This window comes from Kribbella sp. NPDC050470 (assembly GCF_044458365.1).
Taxonomy (GTDB): Bacteria; Actinomycetota; Actinomycetes; order Propionibacteriales; family Kribbellaceae; genus Kribbella.
This window is the reverse complement of sequence record NZ_JBITHV010000009.1, coordinates 357,917-374,447: the sequence shown is the minus strand read 5'-3', so window position 1 is coordinate 374,447 and position 16,531 is coordinate 357,917. Positions and strand designations below refer to the sequence as shown.

General features: G+C 69.7%; 16 protein-coding genes. 4 read left to right on the top strand and 12 right to left on the bottom strand.

The annotated features are described in order from the left end of the window. Positions 1-131 precede the first annotated feature (131 nt). Positions 132-428, bottom strand: coding sequence for a co-chaperone GroES (gene groES, locus ACIBGM_RS28620; protein ID WP_130384566.1), 297 nt, complete (start codon positions 426-428; stop codon positions 132-134). A gap of 326 nt (positions 429-754) precedes the next feature. Between groES and ACIBGM_RS28615 the strand changes: the two genes are divergently transcribed. The 3 genes from ACIBGM_RS28615 to ACIBGM_RS28605 are packed head-to-tail and all read left to right on the top strand — an operon-like array spanning position 755 to position 3,334. Then, positions 755-1,348, top strand: coding sequence for a peptidoglycan-binding protein (locus tag ACIBGM_RS28615; RefSeq protein ID WP_396387261.1), 594 nt, complete (start codon positions 755-757; stop codon positions 1,346-1,348). Between the two features lie 9 nt (positions 1,349-1,357). Continuing rightward, complete coding sequence (locus ACIBGM_RS28610) at positions 1,358-2,536, top strand: methyltransferase domain-containing protein (protein ID WP_396387260.1); 1,179 nt, start codon at positions 1,358-1,360, stop codon at positions 2,534-2,536. Positions 2,537-2,563: 27 nt separating this feature from the next. Continuing rightward, the gene (locus ACIBGM_RS28605) at positions 2,564-3,334 is read left to right on the top strand and encodes an alpha/beta hydrolase (RefSeq protein WP_396387259.1); all 771 of its coding nucleotides are present in this window, start codon (positions 2,564-2,566) and stop codon (positions 3,332-3,334) included. 291 nt (positions 3,335-3,625) lie between these two features. On the opposite strand, the gene ACIBGM_RS28600 is transcribed toward ACIBGM_RS28605, so the two are convergent. From ACIBGM_RS28600 to ACIBGM_RS28560, 9 genes are all read right to left on the bottom strand, one after another. Further along, positions 3,626-4,075, bottom strand: coding sequence for a GNAT family N-acetyltransferase (locus tag ACIBGM_RS28600; RefSeq protein ID WP_396387258.1), 450 nt, complete (start codon positions 4,073-4,075; stop codon positions 3,626-3,628). Next, the gene (gene tsaD / locus ACIBGM_RS28595; protein ID WP_396387257.1) at positions 4,072-5,127 is read right to left on the bottom strand and encodes a tRNA (adenosine(37)-N6)-threonylcarbamoyltransferase complex transferase subunit TsaD; all 1,056 of its coding nucleotides are present in this window, start codon (positions 5,125-5,127) and stop codon (positions 4,072-4,074) included. The genes ACIBGM_RS28600 and tsaD overlap by 4 nt, the downstream gene beginning before the upstream one ends. A gap of 76 nt (positions 5,128-5,203) precedes the next feature. Then, positions 5,204-5,653, bottom strand: coding sequence for a GNAT family N-acetyltransferase (locus tag ACIBGM_RS28590; RefSeq protein WP_396387256.1), 450 nt, complete (start codon positions 5,651-5,653; stop codon positions 5,204-5,206). Beyond that, entirely contained in the window at positions 5,650-6,318 is a 669-nt protein-coding gene (tsaB, locus tag ACIBGM_RS28585; protein ID WP_396387255.1) for a tRNA (adenosine(37)-N6)-threonylcarbamoyltransferase complex dimerization subunit type 1 TsaB, read from the bottom strand. The genes ACIBGM_RS28590 and tsaB overlap by 4 nt, the downstream gene beginning before the upstream one ends. Next, the gene (gene tsaE, locus ACIBGM_RS28580; protein ID WP_396387254.1) at positions 6,318-7,244 is read right to left on the bottom strand and encodes a tRNA (adenosine(37)-N6)-threonylcarbamoyltransferase complex ATPase subunit type 1 TsaE; all 927 of its coding nucleotides are present in this window, start codon (positions 7,242-7,244) and stop codon (positions 6,318-6,320) included. The genes tsaB and tsaE overlap by 1 nt, the downstream gene beginning before the upstream one ends. Then, positions 7,241-8,359, bottom strand: coding sequence for an alpha/beta hydrolase (locus ACIBGM_RS28575; protein WP_360530624.1), 1,119 nt, complete (start codon positions 8,357-8,359; stop codon positions 7,241-7,243). The genes tsaE and ACIBGM_RS28575 overlap by 4 nt, the downstream gene beginning before the upstream one ends. Positions 8,360-8,365: 6 nt before the next feature. Beyond that, positions 8,366-9,538, bottom strand: coding sequence for an alanine racemase (alr, locus tag ACIBGM_RS28570; RefSeq protein WP_396387253.1), 1,173 nt, complete (start codon positions 9,536-9,538; stop codon positions 8,366-8,368). 15 nt (positions 9,539-9,553) lie between these two features. Next, positions 9,554-10,195, bottom strand: a complete 642-nt coding sequence (locus tag ACIBGM_RS28565) for an HAD family hydrolase (protein WP_396387252.1) — start codon at positions 10,193-10,195, stop codon at positions 9,554-9,556. Positions 10,196-10,273: 78 nt separating this feature from the next. After that, a complete protein-coding gene (locus tag ACIBGM_RS28560; protein WP_396387251.1) occupies positions 10,274-11,503 on the bottom strand; it encodes a hypothetical protein in 1,230 nt (409 codons plus the stop codon). Between the two features lie 304 nt (positions 11,504-11,807). On the opposite strand from ACIBGM_RS28560, the gene ACIBGM_RS28555 reads away from it, so the two are divergent. Next, entirely contained in the window at positions 11,808-12,590 is a 783-nt protein-coding gene (locus ACIBGM_RS28555; RefSeq protein WP_396387250.1) for an META domain-containing protein, read from the top strand. A gap of 53 nt (positions 12,591-12,643) precedes the next feature. Here the strand turns inward: ACIBGM_RS28555 and ACIBGM_RS28550 are convergent, their stop codons facing one another. Beyond that, positions 12,644-14,182: a sugar-binding protein gene (locus ACIBGM_RS28550; RefSeq protein WP_396387332.1), complete on the bottom strand. Its 1,539-nt coding sequence runs from the start codon at positions 14,180-14,182 to the stop codon at positions 12,644-12,646. Between the two features lie 560 nt (positions 14,183-14,742). Then, positions 14,743-15,588 carry a PIG-L family deacetylase gene (locus tag ACIBGM_RS28545; protein ID WP_396387249.1) on the bottom strand — a complete coding sequence of 282 codons (846 nt, stop codon included), beginning with the start codon at positions 15,586-15,588 and terminating at the stop codon, positions 14,743-14,745. Positions 15,589-16,531: the final 943 nt, after the last annotated feature.

Below are 16,531 nucleotides of genomic sequence, written 5' to 3'. Positions count from 1 at the left end.
CTCTTCGTGACAGCAGTACGAGCGCTGCGCCCAACTCCCCCGCCCATCACCCCGGCCGGGGGCCCAGACCGACTCCGCCCCGGCGCCGGTACGGCACCAGGGCGGTGTCAGTCAGGAACAGCGAGCAGTCGTCACTTGCTGACGACTGCGAGGATGTCGCGGGCGCCCAGGATCAGGTAGTCCTGGCCGTCGTACTTGACCTCGGTGCCGCCGTACTTGGAGTAGATGACCTTGTCGCCGACGGCGACGTCCAGCGGGACGCGGTTGCCGTTGTCGTCGATCCGGCCCGGACCGACGGCGAGGATCTCGCCCTCCTGCGGCTTCTCCTTGGCGGTGTCCGGGATCACCAGGCCGGACTTCGTGGTCTGCTCGGCTTCGAGCGGCGCGACGAGGACGCGGTCCTCGAGCGGCTTGATCGTGACCGACACTTGCTGACCTCCACGGTCGATTCGCTTGTCTGTGGTTCTGCGATGGTCGCGCTCCCCTGCCGTCGCGGGGGTCAAGGGCCGGACCGCTGGCACCCTCCACCGGAGAGTGCCAATACCGAATCTAGGCCGCCTTTAGCACTCGGTCAACTCGAGTGCCAGGATCACGCCGACGGCGAAACCACGACCCGCATCAGCTCTGACCGGCGTACTGTGATCGAGCCGCTGCGGAATGTGGTCGAGTGCTGGGCCAACCCGGGGTCGGCGTGGGACCGTTCTGTCTGTACGGCGTCCCGGCCGCTCCGGGACCGGGTGCCCGAGGAGAGACCATGGCCCTCAGCTTTCCCTCTCTGCCCAAACTGTCCGGCCGCACTGTCGCGGTCCTGGCCGCGGCCGGCGCGCTCGCGGTCGGCGCCGTCGCCGCGGGCGCATCGAAGGACCAGCCCACTGCAGCGCCCGGTGCGGACGCACCAGCCGTCGCACCGCCCGAGCAGGCCCCGGCCGCGGACACTGCCAGCACCAGAGCCGCTGCTGCGGCTGCTGCACTGCCGCAGTGCCGGTCGGCCATGCTCGTGCCGGTCAATCGGACCTGGGGCATCCCGATGCCGTCCGTGTACGGCGCCTCCAGCACCTACTGCAACCTGATGTACGGCGACGACCCGCACCGCGGCTCCACAGTGTTCGGCGACCCGGACACCGCGATCCGCGTGCTCCAGCGCAACCTGAACTTCTGCTACGGCACCAAGCTCGCCGTCGACGGCATCTACGGCAGCAACACCCGCGCAGTGGTCCGGATGGTCCAGCGCAAGCACAAGCTCGTCGCGGACGGCATCTACGGCCCGAAGACCCGCTCAGCCATGAACTGGCGCCTCTACTCGATGTCCACCCGAAGCTGGAGCAAGGGCTGCTCGAGCCCCCTCTAAAGTGACGGGGTGACAGTCACTGCCTTGCTGGACGGCGCCGGCGCCGAACTGCTGGCCGAGGCGTGCACGAACTTCCAGCCGGGCCGCGAGCTCCAGCTCGTCGAGAAGCTCCGCCGGCAGTACGACGCCACGCTCGTGAGTGCCGCAGTCACGCAGGCCGCGCTACGCCACCGGGCGGTCTCCAAGTTCGACAGCGACGCGGCCAGGATGTACTTCACGCCAGACGGCCTGGAGCAGGCGACCCGCAGTACTGTCGGCGCGCACAGGGCGCAGCGCATCGCAACGACAATGCCCGGCAGCAGCGTGGTCGATCTGGGCTGCGGCATCGGCGGCGACCTCATCAGCGCCGCACGCGCGGGCCTACGGGTCACCGGAGTCGAGCGCGACCCAGCCACCGCCGACGCCGCCCGCGCCAACCTGGCAGCACTCGGACTGCCCGGCGAGGTCATCGTCGGAGACGCCGAGTCCTTCGACCTCGCGCCGTACGACGTGGTGTTCGCGGACCCGGCGCGGCGGGCGGACGGGCGGCGCGTGTTCGACCACAACGCCTACTCGCCACCGTGGTCCTTCGTCACGGGGCTCCTCAACCGCACGGCCTGCGTGAAGGTCGCGCCCGGCATCCCGCATGACGCCGTACCGGATGGTGTGGAGGCCGAGTGGGTCAGCGACGCCGGCGAAGTGAAGGAGGCAGCACTGTGGTCCGGTCATCTGTACGCCGGCATCACTCGTCGGGCAACGCTTCTACCCAGCGGCGCGACCGTCACCGACGCCCCCGAAGCCGACAGCGGTCCAGTGGGTCAGTACATCTACGAACCCGACGGCGCTGTGGTGCGTGCCGGCCTGGTGACTGCAGTGGCCGCCGCAGTAGACGGCTGGTTGCTGGACCCCCGGATCGCCTACGTCACCGCCGACGCCCTGGTGTCGACTGCACTCGCGTCGGCGTACGAGGTTCTGGAAGAGCTGCCCTACAAGGAGAAGGCGCTGCGTTCCTGGGTCCGCAGCCATGACATCGGCACGCTCGAGATCAAGAAGCGCGGCGTCGACCTCGACCCCGCCCAGCTGCGGAGGAAGCTCGCGCCGAAGGGCTCCGGCTCGGCAACCCTGATCATCACCCGCATCGACCGCGACGCGATTACCTTCTCCTGCCGCCGAGTCGCTCCCAGCGCCACAGCAGGGTGGCCTGGATAATCTGCCGGGACGCCCTTGGAGGTGGCCATGCTGAACGCCGGTCGGTCGGCGGTCCTCTTCGTCGTCCTCGCATTCGGCCTGGCCGGATGCGGGTCCGGGTCCGGGTCCGATCCAGCCGCGCCGCCACCGAGCTCGCCGACGACGTCCGCCCCGGTCGGGATGATGGCCGCATGCCCGTCCGCGGACGCGAAGGCGTTCACCGCGCCGGTTGCCGGCGGCGCCACGGTCAGCGGCGTGCAGCTGGGTGACGCCAGTCGGGCCGTCGTGTTGTCCTACGAGTGGGGCGGTTCGCCGTGCGACTGGTCCGGTGTCGCGACCGAGCTGGTCGCCCGTGGCTACCGGGTCGCACTCTGGGAGTACGGCACCCTCACCGGCCTGGATCGGGTCAAGGAGCTGCAGGCCGTCGTGGACCAGGTCCGGGCCGCCGGCGCGACCAAGGTCGTGCTGGCCGGCGGCTCGATCGGCGGCTGCATATCCATGATCGGCGGCTCCATGATCACCCCGGCGGTCTCCGGCGTCGCGGTGTTGAGCTGCGCATCCTGGTACGACGTGGAGCATCGGCTGCCGACCACGCCGCTGGCCGCGAAGCTCCGGGTTCCGTCGCTGTACCTGGCCGGCGACGGGGACAGCCTGCCGGTCGCCGAAGTGCGCAAGGATTTCGCCGCCGTACCCGCCAAGGACAAGAAGCTGGTCGTGGTCACCGGCTCTACCGCGCACGGTGTCGAGCTCCTGGACGGCACGGAGGCCACCGTCGCGAAACAGGCGCTGTTCACCTTCCTCGACCGGGTCACCCGGTAAGACACCCGGCGAGTTGCGTTCTGAGCACAGTCGAACATATGATCGATCTTACGTGCGGGCCTTCGGGCGGCTTCCGGTGGGCGAGGTGCTGCGTCTGCTGCTGCAGCCTCCCGGAGGCCCGCCACTAAGCCGTCACGTTGGTGAAGTCGTGCGTTCACCTGGGTCGGGCAGGGTCAGGGGCAGAACCGGTTTGCCGCTGGCCGTTCACCTGGGGATCGAGCGGCGCACCAGCCCCAGGTCTCTGCCGCGCCCTTCCCCGCGCTGCAGCAGAATCCCGCGCCGCAGCAGGACTCAAGCCGTGCCGTACAGCTCGGCCGCATCCCGCCGGATGATCATCATCCGGCTCGGGTCCTCGAGATCACCGAAGCCGTAGCTGCGGTAGCGCTCATGCGCATCCGCGGTCGCCAGCATGACCCGCCGGACCCCCTTGAGGTCCGGATGCTCGAGCAACGTCGACACGACGAACCTGCCGAGCCCATGCCCACGCTGCTCCGGCACCACGAACACGTCGGCCAGCCAAGCGAACGTCGCCCGGTCCGTCACCATCCGCGCGAACGCAACCATCGCCCCGTCCGCGTCGTACACCCCGAGATTCAGGCTGCCCGCGATCGAGCGCGCCACGACCTCCCGCGGGATCCCCTCCGCCCAGTACGACGTACTGAGGAATCCATGCACCACGTCGACGTCGACGCGCTCGGTGGAGTCGTCCGCCTCGAAGCCGTCCGGCCCGGTCCACTTCACTTGTTCAGCACCTCGGTGATCGGCATCGACGAGTCGGCCGGCAACCCGAGCGGCGACGGCGCCTTCCCGGCCCGGACCAACTCCGAACCGAGCGCCGCCACCATCGCGCCGTTGTCGGTGCACAACCCGGGCCGCGGCACCCGTACGGCGATGCCGGCCTCGGCGCAGCGTTCTTCCGCCATCGCGCGCAGCCGTGAGTTCGCCGCGACCCCGCCACCGATCAGCAGGTGCTCGAAGCCGCGGTCCTTGCACGCGTCGATCGCCTTCCGGGTGAGCACGTCGCAGACCGCTTCCTGGAACGCCGCGGCCACGTGGTTCACCGGCACGTCCTCGCCATCGCGACGCCGGGCCTCGACCCACCGCGCCACGGCAGTCTTCAAGCCGGAGAAGGAGAAGTCGAACCGGTGCCGCTCCAGGTCCCGCTGCGACGTCAGCCCGCGCGGGAACGTGACGTACAGCCGGTCACCACCGTCACGGGCCGCTTTGTCGACATATGGACCGCCAGGGAACGGCAGCCCGAGCACGCGCGCGACCTTGTCGAAGGCCTCCCCCGCAGCGTCGTCGATGGTGCTGCCCATCGGCACCACCCCCTCGGTGATGTCCTCGACCGCGAGCAGCGACGAGTGCCCGCCGGACACGAGCATCGCGACACAGCCCTTCGGCAGGTCGCCGTGCTCCAACGTGTCGACGGCGACATGGGCCGCGAGGTGGTTCACGCCGTACAGAGGCTTGTCGAGCGACAACGCCAGCCCCTTGGCCGCGGCGACACCGACCAGCAGCGCGCCGGCCAGACCGGGCCCGCTGGTGACGGCGACCGCGTCGACGTCGGTCGGCTTGATGCCGGCGGTCTCGCAGGCGCGCCGGATCGTCGGGACCATCGCCTCCAGGTGCGCACGACTGGCGACCTCCGGCACGACGCCGCCGAACCGGGCGTGCTCCTCGACACTGGACGCGATCGCGTCGGCGAGCAGCGTCTGCCCCCGGACGACCCCGACCCCGGTCTCGTCACACGACGTCTCGATCCCCAGGATCAGGGGCTCGCTGTTGGTCACACCTCCACCTCGCTTCGCTCGGCTCCGGTGTAACCAACACGCGTTGCTCTACTTTTTGTTCGCTCGCTGCGCTCGTTCACGCATCCTCCCGCCACCGCATGATCACCGCATCCTCGCCGCCGGCGTAGTACCCGCGCCGCCGGCTGATCTCCTCGAACCCGAACCCGGCGTACAGCCCGACCGCCGACTCGTTGCTCGCAGCAACTTCCAGCAAGACCGTCCGCCCGCTGCACTGCGCCAGCGCCGCCGTCATCAACTGTCCGCCGATCCCGGCACGGCGCTCGGCCGGCGTCACCGCGATCCGTAGCAACTCGACCACGTCCAGCGCCACCGGCGGCACCAGCAGTACGACGTACCCGACGACGGCTCCTTCGTCCGCGACCAGGATCACCCGGTCCTCGGACCGCCGCTCGAACTCGCCCGTCCACGAGACCGTACTCCACGCCTCCGACCCGAAGCACACCTCGTCCAGCGCGACCAGTGCGGGCAGGTCGTCCGCGGTCGCCGGTCGAATGGCGGGTCTCACTTCGGCAGCACGCTCTTCGGTCCGCCCGACAGCGTGACGTCCGGGCGGCGCAGGTACAGCGGCTCCGGTCCGACGACGTCGAGCGTCCCGGTCGCGACGCCGGTCGCCAGCACCTCGGCCGACGGGTACTCGACGACCGCGACATCCGCGACCCCGAGCGCATCGGCGTACAGGACCGCGCCGCGCCCGATCACCGGCAGGCCGGACAAGATGTGCGCCACGTCGGCCGGCTTGTCCACAGCCGGCCCTTCCAGCCGACGACGGCTGCCGTCCGCGGCCGGACCGTCGTACAGGGCCCAGTAGATCTCCTTGCGTCGCGCGTCCGTCGCGACGGCCACGGGCAGCATGAGGTCGGTCTGCCGGGCCAGGATGTCGAGGCTGCACACGCCGGCGACCTCGATCCCGAGTACGTCGGCCATCGTCCGAGCGGTCACCAGACCGACCCGCAGCCCGGTGAACGGCCCCGGTCCCACACCGACGGCGATCCGGGTCAGGTCGCGCACCGAGCAGCCCGCGGTCTCCAGGCATGTGGCGATCGCGGGCGCGAGCAGCTCACCGTGCCGCAGCGCGTCGACGGTCGTGGACGACGCCAGGATCTCGCCGCTGACCGGATCGGCCAGCGCAACAGTGACCGCAGCACTAGAGGTGTCGAAAGCAAGCAACATCAGTTCTTCTCCAGTACAGACACGCGAAGGCCGGACGCGGCCCAGCGGGGGCCTACCGGGGTGACGCGGATCTCCCGGGTCTCGTCGGTGTCGTCGTCGCCGCGGGTCACCACGATGTCCAGACGGTCCGGCGCCAGCGACTCGGCCAGCCCATGACCCCACTCGACCACGGTGACCGCGTCGTCCAGGCTCGCGTCGAGGTCGAGATCGTCCAGCTCGGCCAGCCCACCCAGCCGGTAAGCGTCCACATGCACCAACGCCGGCCCGCCCGCGAGCGACGGGTGCACTCGCGAAATCACGAATGTCGGCGACGTGATGTCACCCCGCACCCTCAGCCCGGCGCCGAGGCCCTGGGTGAACGTCGTCTTGCCCGCGCCCAGGTCACCGGACAGCACCAGCACGTCGCCCGCGCGCAGCTGGCCGGCGATCTCCTCGCCGATTGCCCGCATGTCGTCGGCCGTCGGCACGGTCAGCTCGGCCGGCATCGCCTTCGCGTAGATCAGGTTGTGGTCGTGCTGCTCGACGACCGAGTACCCGCGCCGGCGCCAGAACTCCACGGTGTCCGGCAATTCCACTCGCGCGATCAGCTGCACCCGGCTCAGCCCACGCCGTACGGCGACCTCCTCGGCGCAACCGACCATCGCCGAGGCGACGCCGCGCGCCTGGTGCCGCGGGTCGACCGAGACGCGGCGCAGGTTGAGGACGTCACCGGTCTCTTCGAACAGCACCGCGCCGGCCGGGGAGCCGTTGACCCGGACCAGCAGGCCGCCGTACTTGTTCACCGCGTCGATGACGGTCGTCGCGTTCTCGGTCAGGGCGGTCGACGGCGGGTCGAGCACCCGGCGGGCGGAGAACGCGTGGTGGATCACCGCGACGATCTCATTCGCGTGCTCGGCGGTCGCGTCGACGACGTGCAGGTCGGTCATGTGTGTCCCAAGGATTGTTCGGCTCGCTCGATCATGCCAAGGAGCGCGGCCGTGTACTCACGGTGGTGCTCGATCAGGCCCAGGTGCCCACAGTTCTTCACCTCGACGAGCTCCGCGCCGGGCACGTGCCGGACGATCTCCTCGGCGTGCTCGAACGGGGTCAGGTGGTCCTTGTCGCCGCCGATCACGACGCACTCCACCTTCTGCAACGGCTCCAGGGCGTGGTACTTGTCGTGCAGCGCGAAGATCGGGTAGAACTCCGCGATCACCGAGATCGGCGTCGCCGCGATCATCTCGTTGACGAACTCGGTGAACGCCGGCGGCACCTCGGAGCCGAACGAGTACTTTCGGGTCAGCAGGTAGCTGATGTCGGTGCCGGCCTTCCGGCTGCGCTCGACCACGTCCGGGATCCGGGCCAGCGCGGCGACCGTCGGGGTGGCCAGCGCCCGGGCGAACATGCCGACCTTGCCCGGGAACACGATCGGGACCCGGTCCAGCGCGCCCGCGCTGGTCGAGCACAGGCCGACGCCGATGATCCGGTCGCCGAACAGCTCCGGGTGCTGCTCGGCCAGCGCCATGATCGACATGCCGCCCATCGAGTGGCCGATCAGGATCACCGGGCCGGTCGGCGCGAACTCCTCGAAGATCCCGTACAGGTCGCGGCCGAGCTGGTCGATGCTGACGTTCTCCTTCGGCGACCGCCCGGACCGGCCGTGCGACCGCTGGTCGTAGAACACCATCGTCCCGATGCCGGCCAGGTCGCGGCGCTCGAAGTGCCAGCAGTCCATGTTCAGCCCGTAGCCGTGGGCGAAGATCACCGTCAGGTCTTCCGGTGGCAAGGGCAGCTTCTTGCCGAAGCGGCGCTTCGGTGGCGGCTCCGGCCGGCGGGACCGCTTCAGCTCGTCGACCTCGACGTACAGCTCGACGCCGTCGTCGGCGGTGAACACGTACGGCGTGCCACGCAGCGAGCCGAACGGCTCGGCCTCGAGCTGAGCACGCTGACCCGACCGGCGGCCGATGACCTGCCGCTCCACTGCGACTCCGGCCGCAGCTCCGGCCGCCAGCACTCCGACCGCGGCTCCGATCAGACCGGCGGTCCGCCCTGCCTTGGACACCACGGTCTACCTCTCGATCGGGGCGGTGGCGCTGTCGACGTACCGGCGTGGAATCCGGGGCCCCAGCCTGGTGACGATCTCGTAGTTGATGGTCCCGGCCGCATCGGCCCAGTCGTCCGCGGTCGGCTCGCCGGCGGTCCCGGGGCCGAACAGCACCACCTCGTCCCCCGCGTCCGCCTGGTCCTCCTCGAGGTTGACCACGCACTGGTCCATGCAGATCCGGCCGACGATCGTACGGCGTTCGCCGCGCGCCTGGACCGGGCCGCCGTTCGAGGCGTGCCGCGGCAGGCCGTCGCCGTACCCGAGTGGGATCAGGCCGAGGGTCGACGGCCGCGGCGCGGTCCAGGTCAGGCCGTAGGAGACGCCGGCGCCGGCCGGGACGCGTTTCACCATCGCGAGCCGGGCCTTCAGCGTCATCGCCGGGATGAGCCCCAGCTCGGCCGACGGCAGCGCGTGCCCGAACGGCGAGAGCCCGTACGTCGCCACACCCGGCCGGACCAGGTTGAAATGGGTCTCGGGCAGGGCCAGCGTCGCGCCGGAGTTGGCCAGGTGCTTGAACTCGGCGTCGATGCCGAACTCCTCGGCCATCTCGACGGCCTCGGTGAACGTGGCCAGCTGCGCCTCGTTGGCCGGGCTCTTCGGCTCGTCCGACGACGCCAGGTGCGACCAGATCCCGACGATCTCGATCCGGCCGGCCTTCTCCGCGGCGAGCGCGGCGCGGATCAGCGCCGGCCACTCCTCCGGTACGGCGCCGCCCCGGCTCATGCCGGTGTCGATCTTGAGGTGGACCCGGGCCGGGTGGTCCTCGACGCCGGCGACCAGCTCGTCGATCTCCCACGGTGCGCCCGCGGACAGGTCGATGCCGGCCGCAATCGCATCGGACAGCGGCTCGCCCGGCGTGGTCAGCCAGCAGAAGATCCGGCCGGTGTCGCCGGCGTCACGCAGCGCGAGCGCCTCCTCGAGCACGGCCGCGCCGATCCACGCGGCGCCGGCTTCGCGGGCGGCCTTTGCGACCTGGACCATGCCGTGGCCGTAGCCGTCGGCCTTGACCACGGTCATCAGCTGGGCGCCCTCGGCACGGGCACGCAGGGTGGTGACGTTGTGACGAATCGCGGCAAGGTCGACGACCGCCTCGGCGCGGACCGGGCGCTCGCCGCCAAGTGACTGGAGGGTAGACATAGCTCCTCCAGTGTCTCAGGCCCCGTCGATCAGTTCCGCCAGGGCGGCCATGTCGTGGAAAACCGCGTCCGCCGAGGACAGCTTCGCCGGGTCCGTCATGCCGGCGTACCCGAAGACCTTCATCCCGGCCGCGTTGGCCGCGGCGACGCCGAGCGGACTGTCCTCGACGACCACGCAGTCACCGGGTTTGACGCCCAGCGAGCCCGCGGCGTGCAGGAACAGGTCCGGCGCGGGCTTGCCGTGGGCAACGTCCTCCGCGCTGAAGATCCTGCCCTCGAAGCGGTCCAGGAAACCGACCGCGGTGAGCGCCGTACGAATCCTGCGGTGGGTGCCGGACGACGCGAGGCAGTACCGGACACCTTCCGCGTCCAGGTGGTCGAGCACCGCTTCGACGCCGGCGATCGCCTGCAGGTTGGCGAACCCGTCGAACAGCCGCTGGTGGTAGCGATCCTCCAGGTCGGCCGGCAACGGCCCACCCAGCTGCGCCTCGGCCTTCAGCCGCATCGAGGCCATGCTGCCGCCCATGAAGTCGCGGACCGTCTCCTCGAACGTGTACGGCAGGCCCGCCTCGGTCAGCAGCTCGGCCAGGATCGTGTTGGCCAGCCGCTCGGAGTCCACCAGCACGCCGTCGTTGTCGAAGATCACCAGTCCGGTCACGCGGGCCACCCTATGCAATGCGGCCGCCGCAACAGGTGTTGCGGCGGCCGCCAAGGGTTCGCGGGAGAGCGTGAGGGGTCAGTTCTCCTGGATGGAGAAGTCGGTGAAGCTGAAGCGCTGCTTGGTGTTGCCGGTGGACACCACCTCGACGCCGTAGTCGACCTGCCAGGTCGTGGCCTTCGGGGCCCAGCCGCGCTTGACCATGTCGTTGAAGAAGTCGGCGAGCGGCATCGTGCCGGACTTCTGCGTCACCTGGGACACGTACGCCGTGTAGCCGTCCTGGTGCCAGACGTCGTAGGTGAAGCCGCCGAAGGTCACCGTGCCCACCTTGCGGCCGGCCGGGACCTGGCCCTTGTTGTCGGTCCAGATCATCAGCTCGTTGTTCAGGCCGTCGCCGATCCACGCGTCGAACGCGACGTTGTAGATGCAGCTCGCGCAGTTGGCCGGCGTGGTGGCGGCGAACTTGGCCGACTTGATCTTCGACAGCGGGACGTCGTCGTAGTCCTTGTGCACGTTCGGGTACGCCTGGACGCCCTTGTCACCGGGCAGCGGCTGGGTCACGTCGACCCACCAGTTGTCCCAGCTGCAGGCGCCGAGCGTGTAGGTGCCGTTGTCGTTGTTCCACATGTTGTTGTGGACGTAGTACGCGCCGAAGGTCCGGCCCTCACCCTGGTTGTTGCTCGACGTGGTGGTCCACACCGGGCTGGTGCAGCTCTTCGACGGGCTGCTCGTCGACGTCGGGGTCGACGTCGTGGTGGGAGTCGCCGTGGCCGTCGGGGTCGACGTCGTGGTCGGGGTCGCGGTCGGGGTGGAGGTGGTGGTCGGGCTCGCCGTCGGCGTCGTGGTCGGCGTCGACGTCGGGCTCGCTGTCGCGGTCGGCGTCGGGGTGGTCGGCTGCGGCGGCGCCTCGACGAAGTCGTAGTGCGCGGTGTACCGCAGCCGGGTGCCGGCCTGGTACCGGTCGCCGTTGCGGCTCAGCGCCCGGAGACGGTACGTCTTGTCGTTGGTCTGGGTCGGGTCGATCGACAGGATCGACGGCCCGGCCGCGGTCGCGGTGATGGCGATCGGCTTCGTGGGGAAGCCGTGCACCACGGTGCAACCGGAGTTGGAGTCCAGGACGCAGGTCTCGACGCGTCCGAGGCTTGGGAGGGTCGAAGCCGTGCTGTCCGTCGCGGCGCTCGTCGTGGTCGCGGCGACAGGGGAGTCCTTGGCCGCCTGAACGGCGATGGGCGCTGCGACAAGCGCGCCCATGGCAAGGAACACCGCCGGGACGACGATGCGGCTTCGGGCAGTTCGGGTGGGGGGCATGCGAAACATTCCTCGTCTGCTCGATGGGCCCCACTGACTGCCCCAGCACTCCAGCGCGGCCCTCAGCTTTTCGGTTGGTTTCCCCAGTGAGGCCAGGTTCGGCCGACGTCCCCGAAACGCCGTACCGATCCGGGCAGACCGGGCGCCGAGGGGGCGCCGGCCCTGTCCTTCTCGTTTCGCTCTCGCGCGTACGGCGCCCGACGTTATCCAACCGTGATGTGAAACGCCAACCCCGGGGTCCCGATTTTACGCAGAGTGCATATGCAACGCTCGCTTGTTCGACCGCGTCCTTAAGGGTGTGAAGATGCGGATGATCACGGTCGCCGGAGCCGGCCTGCTGCTCGGTCTGACCGGCTGCGGAAACGAGTCCGGCACCGGTGGTGCCACCGGCGCGTCGCTCGAGGGCAGGACCTTTCTGTCCGCCGCCGTGACCGAGGACGGGAAGCCGAAACAGCTGGTCCCGAACTCGCGGATCCGGCTCAACTTCACGGACGACGGCCGGTTGATCGCGGAGGCCGGATGTAACTCCATGCAGTCGGCGGTCGACACCGGCGACGGCAAGCTGTCACTCGACAAGGAGCTCGTCACGACCACAATGGGCTGCGACGAGCCCCGGCACCGCCAGGACGGCTGGCTGTCGACGATCCTGACGTCCGACCCGGCCTGGAAGCTCGAGGGCGAGCGGCTGACGCTGACGTCCGGCGGTACGACGATCTCGCTGACCGACCGCGAGACCGCCGAGCCGGACCTCGCCCTCGACGGCACCAAGTGGTCGCTCGAGACTGTGGTCAGCAACGACACCGCCTCCCACCAGGTCGGCTCCGAGAAGGCGTGGATCACCATCAACGGCGAACGCGTCACCGGCTCGACCGGCTGCAACGAGCTCCAGGGCAAGGTCGCCCAGGCGACCGGCAAGCTGACGTTCGGCGAGATCGCCACCACCCGCCGCGCCTGCCCCGGCGACGCCGGCAAGCTCGAGCAGTCCCTGCTGACCGGCCTCAAGGGCGACGTCACCTACGAGATCGACGCCAATCGCCTCAAACTCCGCACCGGCCCCAACGGCCTCGACTTCACCGGCGCCCGCTGAGCCGGGTTTGCGGAAGAAAGTGGCCGCCTGGCGACTACTTCCTTCCGCAAAGCTCAGCGGAGGCGGAGGTCGAAGGCCTGGACCGTGTTCTGCGGGGTCTCGTAGGAGATCAGCAGGCGACCGTCCTTGGCCAGCTTGCCGTGTTCGGCCGGGGTGAGCGGGATGGACCAGCGGCTCGTGCCGCGGGTGATGTCCTTGCTCGCCTGCTTCACCACGTGCCCGCTCATGTCAGGCGACCATGGCGGCGTGCCGCCGTCGGTGACTGCGCAGGGCGTCAGACCGTAGTCGGGTGGCGGGTCCGCGGCCGGCGAGCAGCTGGTCGTCCAGACCGGGATGGCGTCGATCGCGCCGGTGGTCAGGAACGCCCGGGCCGTGCCGGAGCCCGTGGACCGGGTGTAGACGTCCACGCCGGCTTTGCCGAGGTCGGCGTACAGGATCTTGAGGTCGGTCGCCGGGACCCGGCCGGAGATCGGCACGCCGTTGCGTGCGGACTGGGCGATCGTCTGCGGGGAGAGCGCGCCGTTGAGGTTCGGGTTCGAGACGTTCGGCGGGGCCGGGGTGGTCGGCCGGTCGGCGGGCGGGGTGTAGCCGGGCAGGGTTGCGAGGCCCCAGCGGTACGGGTCGGACTGCACGGAACCGAGTGCGGACCAGCCGAGTCGCGTGCTCATGTCGATGTGCCGCAGCGTCGTCGCACCGGCCGCTGACGTGTCGTCGTTGTCGTACGGCGTGATGTTGAGCCCCAACCTGGACGGGTCGACCGCGGCCGGCAGCGTGGCCAGCGGGATCTTCACCTCGAGGTCGTAGCCGCCACCGGCGTACGCGTGCGGGACCGTGGTCTCGTTGCTGCCCACCCACTGCGCCGTCGAGGCGACCTGGACGCCGGGCGCGTTCCCGGTGTCCAGGTCACCACTGGAGTAGCCCTGGTGGTTGTCCGCGTCCCTCGACCAGCACGGTCCGCCGCTCTGGCTGAACGGGAAGATGCCTAGCTTGAACGTGTTGGCGGTGTCCATCAGCGCCTGGGACGCGGTTCCGCGCGGGTCGAGCAGGATCTCGACCGAGTCCGCCTGCCAGTGACCGACACACTCGGCCGGCGTGACGGCGTACGACTGGTAGTCGTCGCGGACGTGGATGAAGAAGTACAGCGCGTCGTCCGACCAGCTCACCTTGGCGGTATTGCCTTCGCCTGTTGACGAAACGCCGCAGTCGTCCACGCCGGTGCAGTTGGTCGCGCCCTGCCAGATCCGGCCGAGGTCGAGGGTCGGGCCCGGGTACTCGCCCGGCTCGGCCTTCCCGTCGACGACCGGCTGCGCCTGCGGAATGGTTGTCGTCGGCACCAGAGTCAGCGTCAGTGTCTCGCTGCCGGTGGCGGTCCGGATCGGGATCGAGACGTTCTGAGTCGCGGGCAGTGCCGAGTCGGTGTTGGTGAGCTTGAACGTGACGGTGGTGTCGGCGCCGGGTTGGACGGTGTACGGCTTGGACGGCGCGTCCACGGTGAAGTTCGCGGGCAGGTCCAGCGACACGGCACCGCTCTGCGGCTGGGCCGACCAGTTGTGGACCACGACCGGTACGTCGATCGTGCTGCCGATCGCCATCGACTGGATCGCCGACGAGCGGCCGAGGCGGTTGGCCTGTGGGGCGGTCGTCGCCAGCCACTCGTCGTACTCCTGCCAGTTGCCCCAGCGCTTGAACCGGCCCTCGGCGGCGGCCACGATGCGTACGACATTGTCGGTGTAGCCGGTCGCCTTCGCGGTGGTGTAGGTCGCGGCGATCTTCGCGTTCTGGTCGACCGGGGCGTTCGCTGCCGGGGTGACTGTGAACGTGACGTCGGCTTGTGCGCGCGCCGGGACCGGCTTGGGGCCGTCCGTGGTCCAGCCCGGCGGGACGGTCAGGTTTATGTTGCCTGGGGCAAGCTTCCCCTTCGGCGCCTTGAGGTGCACAGTGGCCTGGAACGGCTCGCCGGCGATGTTGTAGAAGCGGCTGAAGGTCAGGTACTGCAGCGTGCCGAGCGGCAGCCCGCCGGGGTCGGGCTTGGTCGCGCCGAAGAGGATCGCTTCGTCCGAGCCGGCCGACGGACTGCTGTTCGGCTGGAACGGCACGAACGACTGGGTCATCGCGAACCGCGGGCAGGCCGGGGCCGAGGTGCCCTTGAACATCACCCGGCTCTGCGTCGGGTACGCCGCGCGCCCCTCGTCCGCGACCTGCTGCCAGATCTTGGCCGAGCCGGCCGGCTGACCTTGCAGGTTCCCGGCCGGCCACTTGTACGGCGACTCGTAGCCCGTCCACACGCCTGCGACGGTGTCGAGCCCGTTCGGGGTGAAGCCGGTGGTGCAGTTGGCGGCGGACGTCGTACCGCCGGTTCCCGCCGTACTGCCGCCGTACTGCCGCCGGAGAAGACCTTCTTGACCTGCCAGGTGCTGAGAGCGTTCGGCCCCTCGAGCTGCTCGGGGAACCTGGTCGGGTCGGCGGCCGCGAGCACGCCCTCCCAGATCAGCCGCCCCGCCTGCTGGTGGTTCCCATGCCCCGCCGCGAGCGTCGGCGTGAACCCGATGTAGATCTCCGGCTGCGTCTCCCGGATCACCCGGGTGACCCGGCGCAGCGTCTCCTCCTCGTCCCAGAAGTACTGCGTCAGCGGCGCACTCTGGTTGTAGAAGAAGTCGATCCGGTCCAGGTTGAAGATGTCCACGGTCCCGGACCGGTAGTGCGCCACCCGGTCCTCGTTCTCCCGCCGCAGCCCGAGATCCGGCCCGAGCTCGGTCCCGACCGCGTTCCCCCCACCCTCGCCCCGCGTCACCATGATCACGCCACACTTCACGCCGTACCGCTGGTGCCACACCCCACAAGGCCCGATGATGCTCGTGTCGTCATCCGGATGGGCCCACTCCCCCATCACATGAATCTTCGTCGCGGCATCAGCCACGTACCCCGTGCTCACCGCCTCAGCAGGCACCGGCAACGCGGCCACAAGAGCAAGAACCAGCAGTACGGCGAAACGCTTCATGTGCAATCTCCCAGGGCGGCGGAGACACCAGCCCTCCAGTCCTATCCGCCCCAAGCCGCCCCCGCAACCGCACCCGAAGTGTCCCCCACGCACCCGCAACGCCCGCTCCTACGTCGCGTGCTCGCCGACTGCTCCCTCGCACCCCCATCTGCGCGGCTGCCGCCGCGCGTTCGGCTACGAGGTGGTCCCGCGGACTGCGATCAGTCAACGCTGCCGCTGGACTGCTGTCGTCGCCTCGCACCCGAACCCGCGTCACCGCCAACCCCATGCATTGGATTCCCACGCGATCCCGTGGACCGGTGTCAGTCGCCGCTCCCGCCCGACGGTTTTCGAAGCGTGACGTCCGCGGTCAGAAGCTCTCGATGCCTTTGCCGAGCATGACCACGCCTATGACCAAGAGCAGGACTGCCATCACCGTGGAGCTCTCGCGGACGAGCGCGTCGAGAAACGTTCGGGGTGTAACCCGATCCGCGGCACCCCTCCCCCGCGGTCACATGACTGGTTATCCCTTCAAGTTGTCCCTTCTCTCCCCGCATTGCGCGGGAGAAGGGGCAACTTCAGGGGTTCTCCCCTGAAGTGCCCGCGCCGTGTGGCGAGTGCTGGACGGCTGGTGCTGGATGGCAGGCGCGGCGCCTGTGCTGTGGTGGGTGGACAGGGCGGGCGGGTGGTGCAGTTCGACAGGAGGTGTCCGGTCCTCCAGCCCGCTCGGTGGCCGGTTCAGGCGAGGACCGGCCGGCAGTGGGCGTATACGTCCTGTCGAGCGGTACCGAACCCCAGCACGTTCCGCGGGAGAGCGGTGACGACCCGAACGTTCCTTGACGCGGCACGAGCTGTGACGCCTCGATCCCGGCTGTTCGTGTGCGAGACAACGACCACAGTCCAGCGACAGCGTCGACTGACGGACGGCTCGCCCCGACCACCTTGCCGTCGATCGCGCGGCGGT

Excerpts from the sequence above, each read along its gene's own strand:
- ACIBGM_RS28615 (WP_396387261.1), top strand. The coding sequence starts at position 755 with ATGGCCCTCAGCTTTCCCTCTCTGCCCAAACTGTCCGGCCGCACTGTC.
- ACIBGM_RS28605 (WP_396387259.1), top strand. The coding sequence starts at position 2,564 with ATGCTGAACGCCGGTCGGTCGGCGGTCCTCTTCGTCGTCCTCGCATTC.
- tsaB (WP_396387255.1), bottom strand. The coding sequence starts at position 6,318 with ATGTTGCTTGCTTTCGACACCTCTAGTGCTGCGGTCACTGTTGCGCTG.
- tsaE (WP_396387254.1), bottom strand. The coding sequence starts at position 7,244 with ATGACCGACCTGCACGTCGTCGACGCGACCGCCGAGCACGCGAATGAG.
- alr (WP_396387253.1), bottom strand. The coding sequence starts at position 9,538 with ATGTCTACCCTCCAGTCACTTGGCGGCGAGCGCCCGGTCCGCGCCGAG.
- ACIBGM_RS28560 (WP_396387251.1), bottom strand. The coding sequence starts at position 11,503 with ATGCCCCCCACCCGAACTGCCCGAAGCCGCATCGTCGTCCCGGCGGTG.
- ACIBGM_RS28555 (WP_396387250.1), top strand. The coding sequence starts at position 11,808 with ATGCGGATGATCACGGTCGCCGGAGCCGGCCTGCTGCTCGGTCTGACC.
- ACIBGM_RS28550 (WP_396387332.1), bottom strand. The coding sequence starts at position 14,182 with ATGGCGATCGGCAGCACGATCGACGTACCGGTCGTGGTCCACAACTGG.
- ACIBGM_RS28545 (WP_396387249.1), bottom strand. The coding sequence starts at position 15,588 with ATGAAGCGTTTCGCCGTACTGCTGGTTCTTGCTCTTGTGGCCGCGTTG.